This is a genomic window from Psychromicrobium lacuslunae, from assembly GCF_000950575.1.
Classification (GTDB): domain Bacteria; phylum Actinomycetota; class Actinomycetes; order Actinomycetales; family Micrococcaceae; genus Renibacterium; species Renibacterium lacuslunae.
Genome location: NZ_CP011005.1, coordinates 911,007 through 924,924, shown reverse-complemented (window position 1 = coordinate 924,924; position 13,918 = coordinate 911,007). Strand labels below are relative to the sequence as shown.

10 protein-coding genes and 1 pseudogene are annotated in these 13,918 nt (G+C 61.4%); 6 read left to right on the top strand and 5 right to left on the bottom strand.

Annotated elements, in window-relative coordinates; all coding sequences use genetic code 11:
* Positions 1 to 50: 50 nt before the first annotated feature.
* Positions 51 to 1,376: an MFS transporter gene (locus UM93_RS04250; RefSeq protein WP_045076858.1), complete on the top strand. Its 1,326-nt coding sequence runs from the start codon at positions 51 to 53 to the stop codon at positions 1,374 to 1,376.
* A 52-nt stretch (positions 1,377 to 1,428) separates the two neighbouring features.
* On the opposite strand, the gene UM93_RS04245 is transcribed toward UM93_RS04250, so the two are convergent.
* The 3 genes from UM93_RS04245 to UM93_RS04235 are packed head-to-tail and all read right to left on the bottom strand — an operon-like array spanning position 1,429 to position 5,254.
* Positions 1,429 to 2,349, bottom strand: coding sequence for a MaoC family dehydratase (locus UM93_RS04245; RefSeq protein ID WP_045073876.1), 921 nt, complete (start codon positions 2,347 to 2,349; stop codon positions 1,429 to 1,431).
* Positions 2,346 to 3,701 (bottom strand): 3-oxoacyl-ACP reductase, encoded by a 1,356-nt coding sequence (locus UM93_RS04240; protein WP_045073875.1) that lies wholly within the window; start codon positions 3,699 to 3,701, stop codon positions 2,346 to 2,348. Before UM93_RS04240 ends, UM93_RS04245 begins: the two co-directional genes overlap by 4 nt.
* Positions 3,702 to 3,703: 2 nt before the next feature.
* Positions 3,704 to 5,254, bottom strand: coding sequence for an acetyl-CoA C-acetyltransferase (locus UM93_RS04235; RefSeq protein ID WP_234399381.1), 1,551 nt, complete (start codon positions 5,252 to 5,254; stop codon positions 3,704 to 3,706).
* A gap of 91 nt (positions 5,255 to 5,345) precedes the next feature.
* Between UM93_RS04235 and UM93_RS04230 the strand changes: the two genes are divergently transcribed.
* Together UM93_RS04230 and UM93_RS04225 are read left to right on the top strand one after the other, a co-directional pair.
* Complete coding sequence (locus tag UM93_RS04230) at positions 5,346 to 6,050, top strand: TetR/AcrR family transcriptional regulator (protein ID WP_045073873.1); 705 nt, start codon at positions 5,346 to 5,348, stop codon at positions 6,048 to 6,050.
* A 54-nt stretch (positions 6,051 to 6,104) separates the two neighbouring features.
* Positions 6,105 to 8,192, top strand: coding sequence for an acyl-CoA dehydrogenase family protein (locus UM93_RS04225; protein WP_045073871.1), 2,088 nt, complete (start codon positions 6,105 to 6,107; stop codon positions 8,190 to 8,192).
* Between the two features lie 229 nt (positions 8,193 to 8,421).
* Here UM93_RS04225 and glgA read toward each other — a convergent pair whose 3' ends face one another.
* Positions 8,422 to 9,630: a glycogen synthase gene (gene glgA, locus UM93_RS04220; protein WP_045076855.1), complete on the bottom strand. Its 1,209-nt coding sequence runs from the start codon at positions 9,628 to 9,630 to the stop codon at positions 8,422 to 8,424.
* Positions 9,631 to 9,730: 100 nt separating this feature from the next.
* On the opposite strand from glgA, the pseudogene glgC reads away from it, so the two are divergent.
* From glgC to UM93_RS17665, 3 genes and pseudogenes are all read left to right on the top strand, one after another.
* Positions 9,731 to 11,053 (top strand): annotated as a pseudogene (gene glgC / locus UM93_RS04215) (glucose-1-phosphate adenylyltransferase); the annotation flags it as partial.
* A 298-nt stretch (positions 11,054 to 11,351) separates the two neighbouring features.
* Entirely contained in the window at positions 11,352 to 12,800 is a 1,449-nt protein-coding gene (locus UM93_RS04210) for an SDR family oxidoreductase (protein ID WP_045076852.1), read from the top strand.
* A 58-nt stretch (positions 12,801 to 12,858) separates the two neighbouring features.
* Complete coding sequence (locus tag UM93_RS17665; protein WP_157874095.1) at positions 12,859 to 13,638, top strand: hypothetical protein; 780 nt, start codon at positions 12,859 to 12,861, stop codon at positions 13,636 to 13,638.
* Positions 13,639 to 13,658: 20 nt separating this feature from the next.
* On the opposite strand, the gene UM93_RS04200 is transcribed toward UM93_RS17665, so the two are convergent.
* Entirely contained in the window at positions 13,659 to 13,904 is a 246-nt protein-coding gene (locus UM93_RS04200) for a DUF6984 family protein (protein ID WP_052663618.1), read from the bottom strand.
* Positions 13,905 to 13,918 lie beyond the last annotated feature (14 nt).

The window sequence follows — 13,918 nt, the reverse complement described above, 5'->3', positions numbered from 1 at the left end:
TCGGTGTTTGCGTACTACTGCGAGCTCACGAAGCTTGCAAAGCTGGAGAGGTGAAAACTTCTCGAGCTCAGCGCCCAGCTGTTGAACTAGTCGCTCTGCTCTTCGGTGCGCTCTGTGCAGATCTATCCGCCAAATCCTCTGCGGTTGCGCTGCCTTTGCTTGCACTCTCGGCCACTGGTTCAGCCGCGGCGACGGGAGTGGCAGCTGGCGCGGTGGGATTACCGATCCTGCTATCGCCGTGGTGGGCTCCCAAAGCGCGGCAATGGTTGACCACCGGTCCGCGTCTCGCCCTGGTGATGCTCTGCTACGCCGCGTGTACCGCGCTATTGCCAGTTCTCGACCTGCTATCCGCGCTCTCGGCGCCAACGCTGTTTCTCTCCGGCTTACTGATCGGCGGTTGCGCGGCCCTAGTCAGCCCCGGCCGGGATGCCATGCTGGCTGATATTGGCGACGCGATAGGACCGGGTAAAGCCGCCAGTGCGCTGACCTGGCGTGAACTGATTTCGCGCAGCACAATGATTATCGGGCCGGGCCTCGGTGCCCTCGCCGTTGCGGCTGGGCTATTGCACCAAATGCTTTTCATCGAGTCTGCTGCTTTGCTCCTCTCCGCTGCCCTGGCTTTGCCGGTTCGACGCACCAATCGCCCGTCACGATCTGAAGCGGCCAGCGGAGCACGACGGCCGGGGACAAGAGAATCGGCAGCCGCGGTCAAGAAGCAGGCTTCGCCGGAGAAGTCACAGTCGGCGGGACAGCTGCTTGCGAGTTTTCGGGGCCGTCCGAAGATTGTTCGTGGGCTGATTATCCGCGGCACCGCCTGCCTGATTTGGTTTGCTTTCGTACTCGGCATGGCGATTGAAGGTTACCGGCAGGGCAACCCGGGAGTGCTTTATGCCTTTGGCGTGACGGGGTACGGCCTGGGTTCGGTAGTGGGCATCCCGGTGGTCCGCGCCTTGGCTGGCAGGTTGCCACTGCTCAAAGTCGCCGGTTCGGGTTGGGCGCTCAACGGCCTGGCCTGGATTCTGATGGCTTGGTTACTGAGCCCATGGGGCTTTGGGGTGGGCGGTCTGCTCTCGGGCTTCGGTGCCGCGCTGGGATTCGTTTCGGTCACGCGGGAAATCACCAATACCTCCAGCGGACCGGATCGTCGCACCTTACTCGCGGTGCAGTCGGTGGTGGTGGAATCCGGTGGGGCGCTCGGCTTGCTGATTGGCGGCCCCTTGATCGCGCTGTGCGGGGTCGGTCCGATGCTCTTTGCCACCGGCGCTTTGCTATTGGCGGTTGCTATCCTGGCAGCCGCACTCCCGATTCGCCCGGACGCTCCTGCTCAATCAACTCAAACCCGTCAAACCCATCGAGTGTCGAGATACGGGGCTTAAAACCTCGGTTTAAGCCCCGTATCTCGACACTCGAGGGGATGGTACGGATGTTTTAGCGAGGGCTGACGCTGCCGAAGAAGTTCGGTTTGCCGTTTCGAGCGTTCCAGCCTTGGTATTTGACGCCCTCAGCAATTTCCTCGAAGCGAACCGAAACCAGCCCCGGGATGAAGGTCGGCGTAGCGAACTCCGCCCGCCATTCAAAGGCTTCCAACCCCGCTGGCTGCGCCGAGGCAAGTGCCCGGGAGGCCAAATACATACCGTGCGCAATCGCGCCCTTCATGCCGAGTGCCCGGGCGCTCAAGGAGCTCATATGGATCGGGTTTACATCGCCGGAGAGCGCGGCGTAGCGTCGACCGATATCACTCGACAAAGCCCACTGGGCATTGGCGTCAGGGACACTGAATTTTTCCCGTTCGGGTGTCTGCACAGCGCTAAGCCCCGGGAGCTTGACCCCGCGGGCGAGGTAAGTCGACACCGAGCTCCAGACCACCTCGCCAGCCCGCTCAGTGCTCAGCTCGGCAGCAATCTCAACCTGAGTCCCTGCCCGGTGCTGCGCCGGATTCTGCGCCCAGACTCGCGCACTGAATGACTCGGTCGGATCGACCCGGCGACGTTGCTCGACTCGGTTCGCCAAGTGCACCGCCCCCACTAGCGGAAGCGGAAAATCATCAGCAGCCATCAGCGCGATTGAGGTCGGGAAGACCATAATGTGCGCGAAACCGGCTGGCAACTCATCTCGATCACTGCCATGCATGAGCCGGTTGAAATCACGAAGTTTTTCGCGATCCGCACGCAAACCGCTCAGCCGATACTCGGTATTGGGAAATACCGAAGAACGGCGGGCTAGACCGACCAGTCCCAGCGCGGTGCTACTTGCGGCCTTGGCATAGAGTTTCGACAAAGACGGCGCTTCACTGAGTTCAATAATCTTCCTCGGTTCGGCGACACTTGCCACCGGTTCGGCGGTACTCATTGCCCCACCAGGTTCTGGCCGCAGACCCTGAGCACATTACCGGTGATCCCACCAGCCACATCGCTGGCCAGGAAAGCGATGGTCTCGGCAACGTCTTCCGGTTGACCACCTTGCTGCAGCGAGTTGAGTCGCCGGGCAACCTCTCGGGTAGCGAACGGGATCTTCGCGGTCATATCGGTTTCAATGAATCCCGGGGCCACCGCGTTGATCGTGCCATTCAGCGGTGCCAGCAGGCCAGCAGTAGAGCGCACCATACCGATCACTCCGGCCTTCGAGGCAGCGTAATTGGTCTGGCCACGATTGCCGGCAATACCGCTGATCGAGGCTACCGAGACGATGTGCGGCCTCTCGGCAGTGAAGACCGGAGAGGCCAAAAGCGCCCGGTTAATCCGCAATTGGGCGGCAATATTGACGGCAATCACCGAATCCCAACGACCCTGATCCATATTCGCCAGCAGCTTGTCCCGGGTGATTCCGGCGTTGTGCACCACAATATCGATCCGCCCGTACCGCTCCTTGGCGTGCGCCAGAATCTTTTCTCCAGCGTCCTCCCGGGTGATATCCAGTTGCAGCGCAGTACCAGCCACCTGATTGGCGACGGCGGCCAGGTGATCCCCGGCCGGTGGTACGTCGACCACAATTAACCTGGCACCGTCACGGGCTAAGGTTCTAGCGATGGCGGCACCGATACCTCGCGCCGCACCGGTGACCACCGCCACCTTCCCCTCCAACGGGCGGGCCCAATCTGCCGGAGCTTCGCCGGCATCGGTGCTCACCGTGAGAAATTGTCCATCGACAAAGGCTGAGCGCCCAGAGAGGAAGAAGCGCAGCGCACCCAGGGCGCTCGGCGCAACGGTACGCACCCCATCGGCTAGCACAATGCCGTTGCCGGTAGCCCCAGCGCGAAGCTCCTTGGCAAGCGAACGCAAAATACCGTCAACGCCGTTCCGCGCTGCCGCCATTGCGGGTTCCTGATCCGCGGTGGCTGGACGCGAAATGGTCACCAAGCGAGCGTTTGGCGAGAGGTCACGTAACGAGGCTCCGGCGGTCCGGATCGGTTCGGAAAGCTCAGTAGGATCGGCCAGCTCGTCGAGCACCAGGATGATGGCGCCGAGCTTCTGCTTCGGGGTGGCGACCCGGCGGACGTCGAGTTGCCAATCGAGCAGCGCATGAGCCAAGTCATCGGCCCCAGCAGAGGAACCGATCACCAGCACCGGCCCGCTGATCAGCGGCTGGGTGGGATCAAAACGACGCAGAATAGCCGGTTGCGGCAGGCCCAGCTTTTTTGCCAGTTCCTTACCGAAACCTTGCGAAACGAATTGGGTGTACTTATCAGCTTTTACCCGCGCCATGATTACTTGGATTCTCCATCAGTGGGGACATACGCTTCCAGAATTGCAACCACGCCTTGGCCACCCGCCGCACAAACGGAGATCAAACCGCGGGCAGGTCGGCCATCCACCGAGCCCTTTTCGTGCAGCATCTTTGACAGGCTTGCCACGATCCGGCCTCCGGTAGCAGCGAAGGGGTGGCCGGCCGCGAGCGAAGAACCGTTGACATTGAGCTTGCTGCGGTCGATAGATCCGAACGCACCGTCCAGTCCGAGCCGTTCCCGGCCAAACTTCTCATCCTCCCAGGCCGCCAGCGTGCTCAGCACGGTTCCGGCGAAGGCCTCGTGAATCTCGTAGAAATCGAAATCCGCCAAGCTCAGGCCATTCCGAGCCAGCAAACGCGGCACTGCGAAGGCCGGAGCCATCAACAAGCCGTCCTTACCGTGCACAAAGTCAACCGCACCGGCCTCGCCATCGATCACCTTGGCGAGAATGGGCAGATCCTTGGATCTCGCCCATTCCTCAGAGCCGAGCAACACCGACGATGCGCCATCAGTCAATGGCGTGGAGTTACCAGCTGTCATGGTGGCCTCAGCCCCCAGTCGCTTGCCGAACACCGGCTTGAGCTTGCCGAGCTTCTCCAACGTCGAATCCGCGCGCAAATTCGAATCCTTGCTCAGGCCTTTATAGGAAGTGATCAGGTCGTCGAAGAAGCCGCGGTCGTAGGCGGCGGCAAGGTTCTGGTGGCTCGCCAGGGCTAGTTTGTCTTGCGCCTGACGACTGATCTTCCACTCAGCGGTGGTGATCGCCTGGTGCTCCCCCATTGACAGTCCGGTGCGCGGCTCACCCGTGCTCGGCGCATTGGGGGTCAAATCTTTGGGCCGGATCTTGCTAAGAATCTGCAGGCGCTGACCAAGCGTCTTAGCCCGGCTCAGATCGAGTAATGCGGTACGCAGTCCTTCGCTGACCGCAATCGGCGCGTCCGAAGCCGAGTCAACACCGCCGGCAATCGCTGAATCAATCCGGCCGAGCTTGATTTTATCGGCCAGGCTGAGCACCGTCTCGACGCCAGTAGCACAGGCCATCTGCACATCGTAGGCGGGGGTCTCAGGGGAAAGCGCAGAGCCAAGCACGGCTTCGCGAGTCAGGTTGAAATCGCGTGAATGCTTCAGTACCGCCCCGGCCGCGACCTCGCCGATTCGTTCGTTCTGCAGGCCAAAGCGGGCAATCAAGCCGTCCAGGGCCGCGGTCAGCATGGAGAGATTAGAGGCGTAGGTGTATGCACCACCACTGCGCGCGAAAGGAATCCGATTGCCGCCGATCACCACGGCGCTGCGTAGGCCGCCGCCGGCGGTCAACGGCTTGCTCGCTGCCGAGCTTACCGCGGGAGCAGAAGCAACTTTCGACTCGGACACCGGCGATTCGGATACTGGCGACTCGGACCCTGGCGTGGGCGACGAGGTCGGTTTCGCAGCAGCCGCGGGCTTGGGTGCAGGCTTTGCTGGCGATGCTGGTTTCGGCTGAGCTGGAGTAGCGGCCGGACGGTCGGCGTTGGAACTGTTCTGAGTGGCCATTCTGAACTCCTGAGGAAAAAATGACGGGCCTGACTTAAGGATAGGCCCACAAAGGTTACCGATACCTAGCGTACCTGATACGCTGGGTATCGTGAACACCGCTTCGCTTATTGTGACCGCCACTGCGGACTCCGCCGAGGAACACTCGGTTGATGGCCGCTCGGCACGCTGGGCCAGCCACCGAGAGCAGCGTCGCGCTGAGCTAATCAAAGTCGCCCGGCGCGCCGTGCACCGGCTCGGACCGGACGCTTCGATGGACGATATTGCCGCCGCCGCTGGCACCTCGAAATCAGTCTTCTACCGCTACTTCGGTGATAAGGCCGGGCTGCAGCAGGCCGTCGGCGAAGTGGTGATCGGCCAGATGCAAGGAGTGATCTTCTCCGCAATCAAGACCGCTCGCGATCCGCGAAATGGCTTGAAAAACATGGTTTCCGCCTACTTACACATGGCTGAGACCTCCCCCAATGTTTACGCCTTTGTCACCCAGGCTGCCCCCGGCCAGGGCGTCGCCAAGGTGCCCGATATCGGTCACGCTGGTGGTGCGCTGGGCGGGTTTTTCGACGCCATTATTGAGATGGTGGCCGCCCCGATGCGCGAACACTTTGGCGGAGCGGAGACCCCGCTGGCCCGGTATTGGCCAACAGCTGCCATCGGCTTGGTGCGCACCGCAGGCGAGTCCTGGTTGGATGGCGCCCGGGAAACCCAGGGCAACCGACCCGACGCTGAGGAAATGGCGGAACAGATCACCCAATGGCTGTTCCTCGGCATCGAAACCCAACTCAACCTTCCGAAGTAAGCACGTAGAAAAGCTTTTCATCCTCCATCAGAACCAGAGAGCAAAGGACTCCCAATGTCTGAAAGCAAAGTAGCGGCAAGCGAATCCCGCCCGAGTGGTGCCGATCAGTCGGACCATATCGACACCGCTGAACTCGGCGAGTTATTGCTCGGTGAGTGGGCCAGCACTCGTAAGCTGGCCCGCGAACTGGCTGCCCTGCCCGATGTGCACAAAGTCGAGGGACTCACCCATTTCGAGCATCGCGAGCGTGCCTTTAGGCAACTCAAGTTGCTGGTCGACGCCAAGGCGGTGCATCGCGCTTTCCCCAAGCGCCTAGGCGGCGATGAAGACCATGGCGGCAATATCGCTGGCTTCGAGGAACTGGTCACCGCTGATCCATCCTTGCAGATCAAGGCCGGTGTGCAGTGGGGCCTGTTCGGTGCCGCGGTAATGCACCTGGGCAGCCAAGAACACCAAGACAAATGGCTGCCGGGCATTATGAGCCTGGAGATCCCGGGCTGCTTCGCAATGACCGAGACCGGTCACGGTTCCGATGTGGCCTCGATTGCCACCACGGCGACCTACGACGAAGCCACCGAGGAATTCGTCATCCACACTCCGTTCCGGGCGGCTTGGAAGGACTACATCGGCAATGCGGCCATTGATGGCCTGGCCGCGGTGGTCTTCGCGCAGCTGGTCACCAAGGGTGTTAACCACGGCGTACACGCTTTTTACGTTCAGTTGCGCGACCCGCAGACCCATGAGTTCATGCCCGGTGTGGGCGGCGAGGACGACGGCATCAAGGGTGGCCTGAACGGCATCGACAATGGTCGGCTGCACTTCAATCAGGTCCGGGTGCCGCGCACTCATCTGCTTAACCGCTACGGCAACGTTGATGCCGAGGGTAATTACAGCTCGGCAATCGCCAGCCCGGGGCGTCGCTTCTTCACCATGATCGGCACCCTGGTGCAGGGTCGGGTCTCGCTCGATGGGGCTGCGGTTGCCGCCTCCAAGATCGCGCTCAAGATCGCCATTCAGTACGCTTCCGAGCGTCGCCAGTTCAACGCCAGCTCGGATACCGAGGAGGAGGTTCTGCTCGACTATCAGCGGCACCAGCGTCGCTTGTTCAGCAGGCTCGCCACCACCTACGCGGCGAGCTTCGCCCACGAGCAGTTGCTGAAGAAGTTCGACGGTGTCTTCTCCGGAGCGCACGATACCGACGAGGATCGCCAAGACCTGGAGACCCTGGCGGCGGCGCTCAAATCGCTTTCCACCTGGCATGCCTTGGACACGCTACAAGAGGCCCGTGAAGCCTGTGGCGGTTCCGGATTCCTGATCGAGAACCGCTTTGCCTCGCTGCGCGCGGATCTGGATATTTACGCCACCTTTGAAGGTGATAACACCATCCTGCTGCAACTGGTGGCCAAGCGTTTGCTAGCCGATTATGCGAAGGAGTTCCGCAATGTCGACTTTGGCGTGCTGGCGCGCTTCGCGGTCAGCCAGGCCACCGACGTCGCAGTGAACAAGACCGGCCTGCGTCAGGTCGCCCAGTTTGTCGCCGATACCGGCAGCGTGCAGCGTTCAGCGATTGCTTTGAAGGACGAAGAAAGCCAGCGAGCGCTGCTCACCGAGCGGGTCGAGGCGATGGTGGCCGAGGTTGGCAATGCTTTGAAGGACGCCGCGAAGCTGCCGCAGGCGAAGGCCGCCGCGGTCTTCAATCAGCACCAAGACGAGCTGATTGAAGCGGCCCGGGCGCATGCCGAGCTGCTGCAATGGGAAGCGTTCACCGAAGGCTTGGCCAAGGTCTCCGACCCGAAGACCAAAGAAGTACTGACCTGGGTTCGTGACCTGTTTGGTCTCGGCCTGATCGAGAAGCACCTCTCCTGGTACCTCATGAACGGCCGACTTTCGATGCAGCGGGCCCGCACCGTCGGCGACTACATCAACCGGCTGCTAACCAAGATTCGCCCGCACGCCCTGGAATTGGTGGACGCCTTCGGTTACACCCAGGAACACTTGCGGGCCCCGATCTCCTCCGGCGCGGAGAAACAGCGTCAGGACGAGGCGGCGGATTACTTCCGTAAACAGCGCGCCTCCGGTTCAGCGCCGATTGACGAAAAGATTCTGCTGCTCAAGCAGAAGCAGGCGAGTAAGAAGCGCTAACTAACAGCGCCCGGCTCCCCACCCAGTAGGGTGCAAAGGCAGTAGGGTGCGGCGGGTCTGTCGTAGGCTCCGGCATAGCTGGCCCCAGTGAATCAAAGGATTCGCTGGGGCCAGACTGTTTAACCCACTGAAGCCCTCGATTCAGTGGGGTCCAGCGCACCTCGTGGGCGGGTTATCGTCGGGGAACTACGCCCCTCCCACCGTGGATCGCTCGCTCACCCCGCGCGCGTCATAGCACGCTGCGGTACACCTCAATGGTCTGCTCCGCAATAGCGTCCCAGGAGAAGTGCGCCTCGGCGCGAGCCCGGCCAGCAATCCCCATCTTGCGGGCCCGATCCGGATCAGTCAGCGCAGCGGTCAGCGCCTCGGCAAAATCACCGACGAACTTCTCCGGATCCAGTGGCGTTCCGGTGCCATCGGTGACCTGCTCCAGAGGCACTAAAAGCCCGGTCACGCCGTCGTCGACCACCTCCGGGATCCCTCCGGTGGCACTGGCTACCACGGCGGTACCGCAAGCCATCGCCTCCAGGTTAACAATGCCGAGCGGCTCGTAGATCGAGGGGCAGGCAAAGACGGTGGCCTGCGAGAGTAGGGCGATGAGCTCGCGCCGCGGCAGCATTCGCTCGATCAACACCACGCCGTCGTCACCGCGTTCTTTGCGCAGGCCGTCAATCAGCCCGGCGACTTCCTCCCCCAGCTCCGGGGTGTCGGCGGCCCCGGCGCAGAGCACCAATTGCGCCTCAGCGGGCAAGAGAGCCGCAGCGCGCAGTAGGTAGGGCACACCTTTTTGCCGGGTGATCCGGCCGACCCAGAGCACCGAGGGTCGCGATGGGTCGACGCCGAGTGATCGCACCAGCTCAACGCTGTCGGCGTCGACAGCGGGCTGCCACTGTTGGACGTCGATACCGTTATGCACCACCTTGACCTTGGCCGGGTCCACCTCGGGATAGCAGCGCAGAATGTCGGCCCGCATTCCGGCGGACACTGCGATGATCGCGGCGGCCGCTTCATAGGCGGTCTTCTCCGCCCAGGAGGACAGTGCATAGCCCCCAGCCAGTTGCTCGGCCTTCCAGGGCCGCAGCGGCTCGAGCGAATGCGCGCTCAGCACGTGCGGGATGCCATGCAACAACGAAGCCAAGTGCCCGGCCATATTGGCGTACCAGGTGTGCGAATGCACCAAATCGGCACCGGTGATGTCCGGCACAATGCGTAAATCAAGACCTAAGGTTTGCAGTGCTGCGTTCTGCTCGACCAGATCCGCGGGCGTCTGATAAGAGGAAACTTGGGCACCAAAATAGTCAGCGGCCCGCGGTGCGCCGAAAGCGCGAACCCTCAAATCCAGCTGCGGGGCGAGCACTCGGGAGAGCTCGGCGACGTGAACCCCAGCGCCTCCGTATATCTCCGGCGGGAATTCTTTGGTCACAATATCGATGCGCATGCTCATACGGTAGTGCTTCGCGCGCTTCGTGTTCTAGTGTGAAGGTGTTCGACGTCGAACGATTGACCCCCTTCTCGGGGAAAGGCTTGGTGAGAGCATCATGGCGGTAACGAAGGTTCTGGCAATAGTGCTGGCGGGCGGCGAGGGGAATCGGCTAATGCCGCTGACCACTGACCGGGCTAAACCAGCTGTGCCCTTTGCCGGTGGCTACCGACTGATCGATTTCGCGCTCTCCAATTTGGTGAATTCTGGTTACCGCCAGGTGGTGGTGCTCACCCAGTACAAATCCCACTCCCTGGACCGGCACATCTCCGAGACCTGGCGGATGTCGAACCTGCTCGGCAACTACGTAGCTTCGGTACCGGCGCAGCAGCGCCGCGGTAAGAGCTGGTTCCTGGGCAGCGCTAATGCCATCTATCAGTCCTTGAACCTGATCCACGATGCGCAGCCAGATTATGTCGTGGTGGTCGGCGCGGATCACGTCTACCGGATGGATTTCTCGCAGATGGTGGAGGCCCATATCGCTTCCGGGCTGGCGGTTACGGTGGCCGGGGTACGGCAACCGCTTGAGCTCGCACCCTCGTTCGGAGTGATTGAAAGCGACCCGGAAAATGCCGGGCGGATCAAGGCTTTTGTGGAGAAACCTGAATCCACCCCGGGGCTCGACGAAGACCCCAGCCAGTTCCTGGCCTCAATGGGTAACTACGTTTTCACCACCACTGATTTGCTGGACGCCCTGGACCACGACGCCGAACGGCTGGACACCAAGCACGATATGGGCGGCGATATCATCCCGTATTTTGTGGAACGCGGCGAGGCCGGAGTCTACGACTTCAACCACAATGACATTCCAGGAGCCACCGACAGGGACCGCTATTACTGGCGCGACGTCGGCACCCTCGACTCGTACTTCGACGCACAAATGGACCTGATCTCACCACTCCCGGTGTTCAACCTTTACAACCTGGAATGGCCGATCTACACCCGGCAGTCGATTTCCCCGCCCGCCAAGCTGGTGCGGGGCGAATCCACCCCGGGAACCGCCGAAGACTCAATTGTTTCCAATGGCGTGGTGATCTCCGGCGGCACGGTGACCGGCAGCGTGCTGGGTCACGACGTCTATATCGCCGAGGGTGCCATCGTCGAGGATTCGGTGCTGATGGACAAGGTGACGATTGGGCCCGGCGCCGTGGTGCGCAAGGCGATTCTGGATAAGAATGTGCGGGTGCCTGCCGGCGCAACCATCGGCGTTGATCCGGCTCAAGACGCCGCGCAGGGCTTCCGGATCACCGAGTCCGGGATCACCGTGCTGACCAAAGGACAGGTGGTACCGGCTCCGGAGCCGAAGGCTGCTGCTTCCGCTGAGCCAGCTGCGGCGGAGCGTGTGACGGCGGAGCACGCCACCGCGCACGCTGCCGCCGAGGACGGCGCTGCTGCGAGCTCGGCCAGCGCATCGGGAAGTTTCGCCGCCTCGAGCGCAGAGGCTTCGGCTTCGGGGTCGTCAGCAAGTTCGTCCGCGAGCAGTGCAGCTGCCGCCTCTGCGGATTCTGGCGGCGCTGGGCAAGCGGCGCGCTAGTGCTAGCTTCGGTGTGCTGTGGGCCTAGTATTTGTGCGTCTAAAATTACTGGGTGAGTAATACCGAGTCCTTCGCCAGTCCCGATGAATTAGACGGCCCAGAGGAAGCAGCCCAAGCCGAGGCCGAGCAGCAGCAGGCCGCCCAGCTGAGCGCCGAGGAGATCGAAACCGCGCTCCGGGTGCTGGGCCGGGTGCATCTGCTGGACGAGGAAGACCCGCGTTATATTGCGGTGCGCCGTGCCACCGGCAAAATGTTCAAGGCGGTGAAACGCTACCGCCGGGTGGTGAAGCGCGACGCGGTGGCCGAAGCCGATCGGGCGGTGATTGCGCTGACCGCGACCGCCGCACCGGATCGGATTGACGATGAGACGCGGGGAAATAAGCTGTCCTCTTCGGCCTCCGGAGAGATCGCTGGGGTGTTGCAACGGCCACGGCCCTGTTATATCTGCAAGCAGCCCTATACCCAGGTGGATGCTTTTTATCACCAGCTCTGCCCGGAGTGCGCCGCGTTCAACCATTCCAAACGCGATGCGCGGACCGATCTAAGTGGTAAGCGGGCACTGCTCACCGGTGGCCGGGCAAAGATCGGTATGTACATTGCGCTCCGGCTACTGCGCGACGGCGCCCACACCACCATCACCACCCGGTTCCCGAACGACGCCGCCCGACGCTTCGCCGCGATGGAGGACTCCGCGGAGTGGCTGCACCGCTTGCAGATTGTCGGCATTGATTTGCGCGATCCCTCGCAAGTGATTGCGCTGACCGATTCTCTTTCGGCGGAGCCGCTGGACATTCTGATCAATAATGCAGCGCAGACCGTGCGACGCTCCCCTGGCGCCTACCAGCCGCTGGCCGACGCGGAAAATACTCCGCTGCCCGCCGAGCTGAGCGAGGCCCAGGGCGGGCCGCGGTTGCTCACCTTCGGACACGCCCACGATAAGCACCCGCTGGCGCTGGCCTCCTCGCTCGGCGAGCATCCCGTGCTGGCAGCCGACGCTTTGACCTCGCTGGCGCTGACCTCGCAGGCACTGCAGAGCGGCTCGGCCTCGCTGGAGAAGCATTTGGCGGGCACCGCGATTGATGCCGGCGGCTTAGTGCCGGATCTGGGCAATATCAATTCCTGGACCCAGGTGGTCGATCAGGTCGACCCGCTGGAAATGCTTGAAGTGCAGCTCTGCAATGTGACCGCGCCGTTCCTGCTGGTTTCCCGGTTGCGACCGGCAATGCGGCGGGCCAGCGCGCGGCGGAAGTACATTGTGAACGTTTCGGCGATGGAGGGCCAGTTCGCTCGGGCTTATAAGGGGCCGGGGCACCCGCACACCAATATGGCCAAGGCCTCGCTAAACATGATGACCAGGACCTCGGCCGGGGAAATGCTGGAGAGCGATGGCATCCTGATGACGGCGGTCGACACCGGCTGGATCACCGACGAGCGGCCGCACGAAACCAAGATCCGGCTGGCCGAGGAAGGCTTCCACGCCCCGCTCGACCTGGTCGACGGCGCGGCCCGGGTCTACGATCCGATCGTGATGGGTGAAGCCGGAGTGGATCTGTACGGGAGCTTCTTAAAGGATTACAAGGTCAGTCCATGGTGAGGGGCGGGCGGTTTGACTAACCGTCCAATACGATCGGTGCCAATGATAGATTTCGGTCATGGTTGATCAGAATCTTCGAAAGCTACCGCCAGGCTGGCGGTGGGAGAGTCCGTTCGCATCGTTAATGTCGTGGCTCGATCCTGAAGTAAGGCTGGCTCCTGAGCGGGCTGCCCTGCCCGCAGAATTTTCGGATAGCACCTGGATACTACACAGTCAGTTTTATCGACCGTCCGACGCCAAAAGCGAGCCGTTTGGAGAACCTAAATTTGGTAACTTTAAACCTCGCCCACCCGAGGACTGGAGGCGTGTCCGGTGGCACGAACATGCCAAGAAAAAGGGCGAAACCCTCCAAGCAGGAATTTTCGACGGAACAGAGGTACCACCTTGTTTCCGATGGAACGGAATCTTGTTATGGAATCAGGGCCCGATGTACGATCCGAAATTGAACGGTACCGACGATGAGACTTATTCGGTCAGCGAAGACACGCTAGATGAATATGATCTGACGGCGTTACTTGAGATCGCGCTGGAACACACCGAGGCTAAGCGGGCTTGGGGGACTTTCTCGTTCGCTGATATCCATACTTATATGGGTGCGGATTCCAACTCTCAGTACGGCCCTCAAATGGGGTTCAGCTTCGAGCTTGAACAGCTACTCCCCGATATGCTCACTCCAGCCGAAAACTACTGCACTCCGGAATTCTGGTGGCCCGAGGATCGTTCCTGGCTTGTCTGGACGGATCGTGACCTGAACGGTACTAAGGTTTTCGGGAGTGCCGCGATGATAGCGAAGATCCGGGCATCAGAAGTTCTTGAAACCATTGACTGGCATCCCTGAGCTGCTCTCCGCAATTGATTTCAAGGCTGCGCCGCATCCTGGATATCAGTGGTCTCGCCAAGGTGAATCTCGCTCAGGATAGTCGGGAATCTGAGCAATGGGTTTGAATCCATCTTCCAGCTATCTAGTTCGAAGAGTCTGTCGTTCTCGTCAAAGTTCACGCTCAAGATCACACACTGCCCGTCCAAGTCTAAGAACCAGCCATCCGAATAGATGTATCTCAAGGAAGAAGGTTCATGAGCAAGCTCTGGTTGTAGCTGCTCCATCACCTCTCCAGAAC

Excerpts from the sequence above, each read along its gene's own strand:
- UM93_RS04235 (WP_234399381.1), bottom strand. The coding sequence starts at position 5,254 with ATGGCCACTCAGAACAGTTCCAACGCCGACCGTCCGGCCGCTACTCCA.
- UM93_RS17665 (WP_157874095.1), top strand. The coding sequence starts at position 12,859 with ATGGTTGATCAGAATCTTCGAAAGCTACCGCCAGGCTGGCGGTGGGAG.
- UM93_RS04245 (WP_045073876.1), bottom strand. The coding sequence starts at position 2,349 with ATGAGTACCGCCGAACCGGTGGCAAGTGTCGCCGAACCGAGGAAGATT.
- UM93_RS04200 (WP_052663618.1), bottom strand. The coding sequence starts at position 13,904 with ATGGAGCAGCTACAACCAGAGCTTGCTCATGAACCTTCTTCCTTGAGA.
- glgA (WP_045076855.1), bottom strand. The coding sequence starts at position 9,630 with ATGCGCATCGATATTGTGACCAAAGAATTCCCGCCGGAGATATACGGA.
- UM93_RS04240 (WP_045073875.1), bottom strand. The coding sequence starts at position 3,701 with ATGGCGCGGGTAAAAGCTGATAAGTACACCCAATTCGTTTCGCAAGGT.
- UM93_RS04225 (WP_045073871.1), top strand. The coding sequence starts at position 6,105 with ATGTCTGAAAGCAAAGTAGCGGCAAGCGAATCCCGCCCGAGTGGTGCC.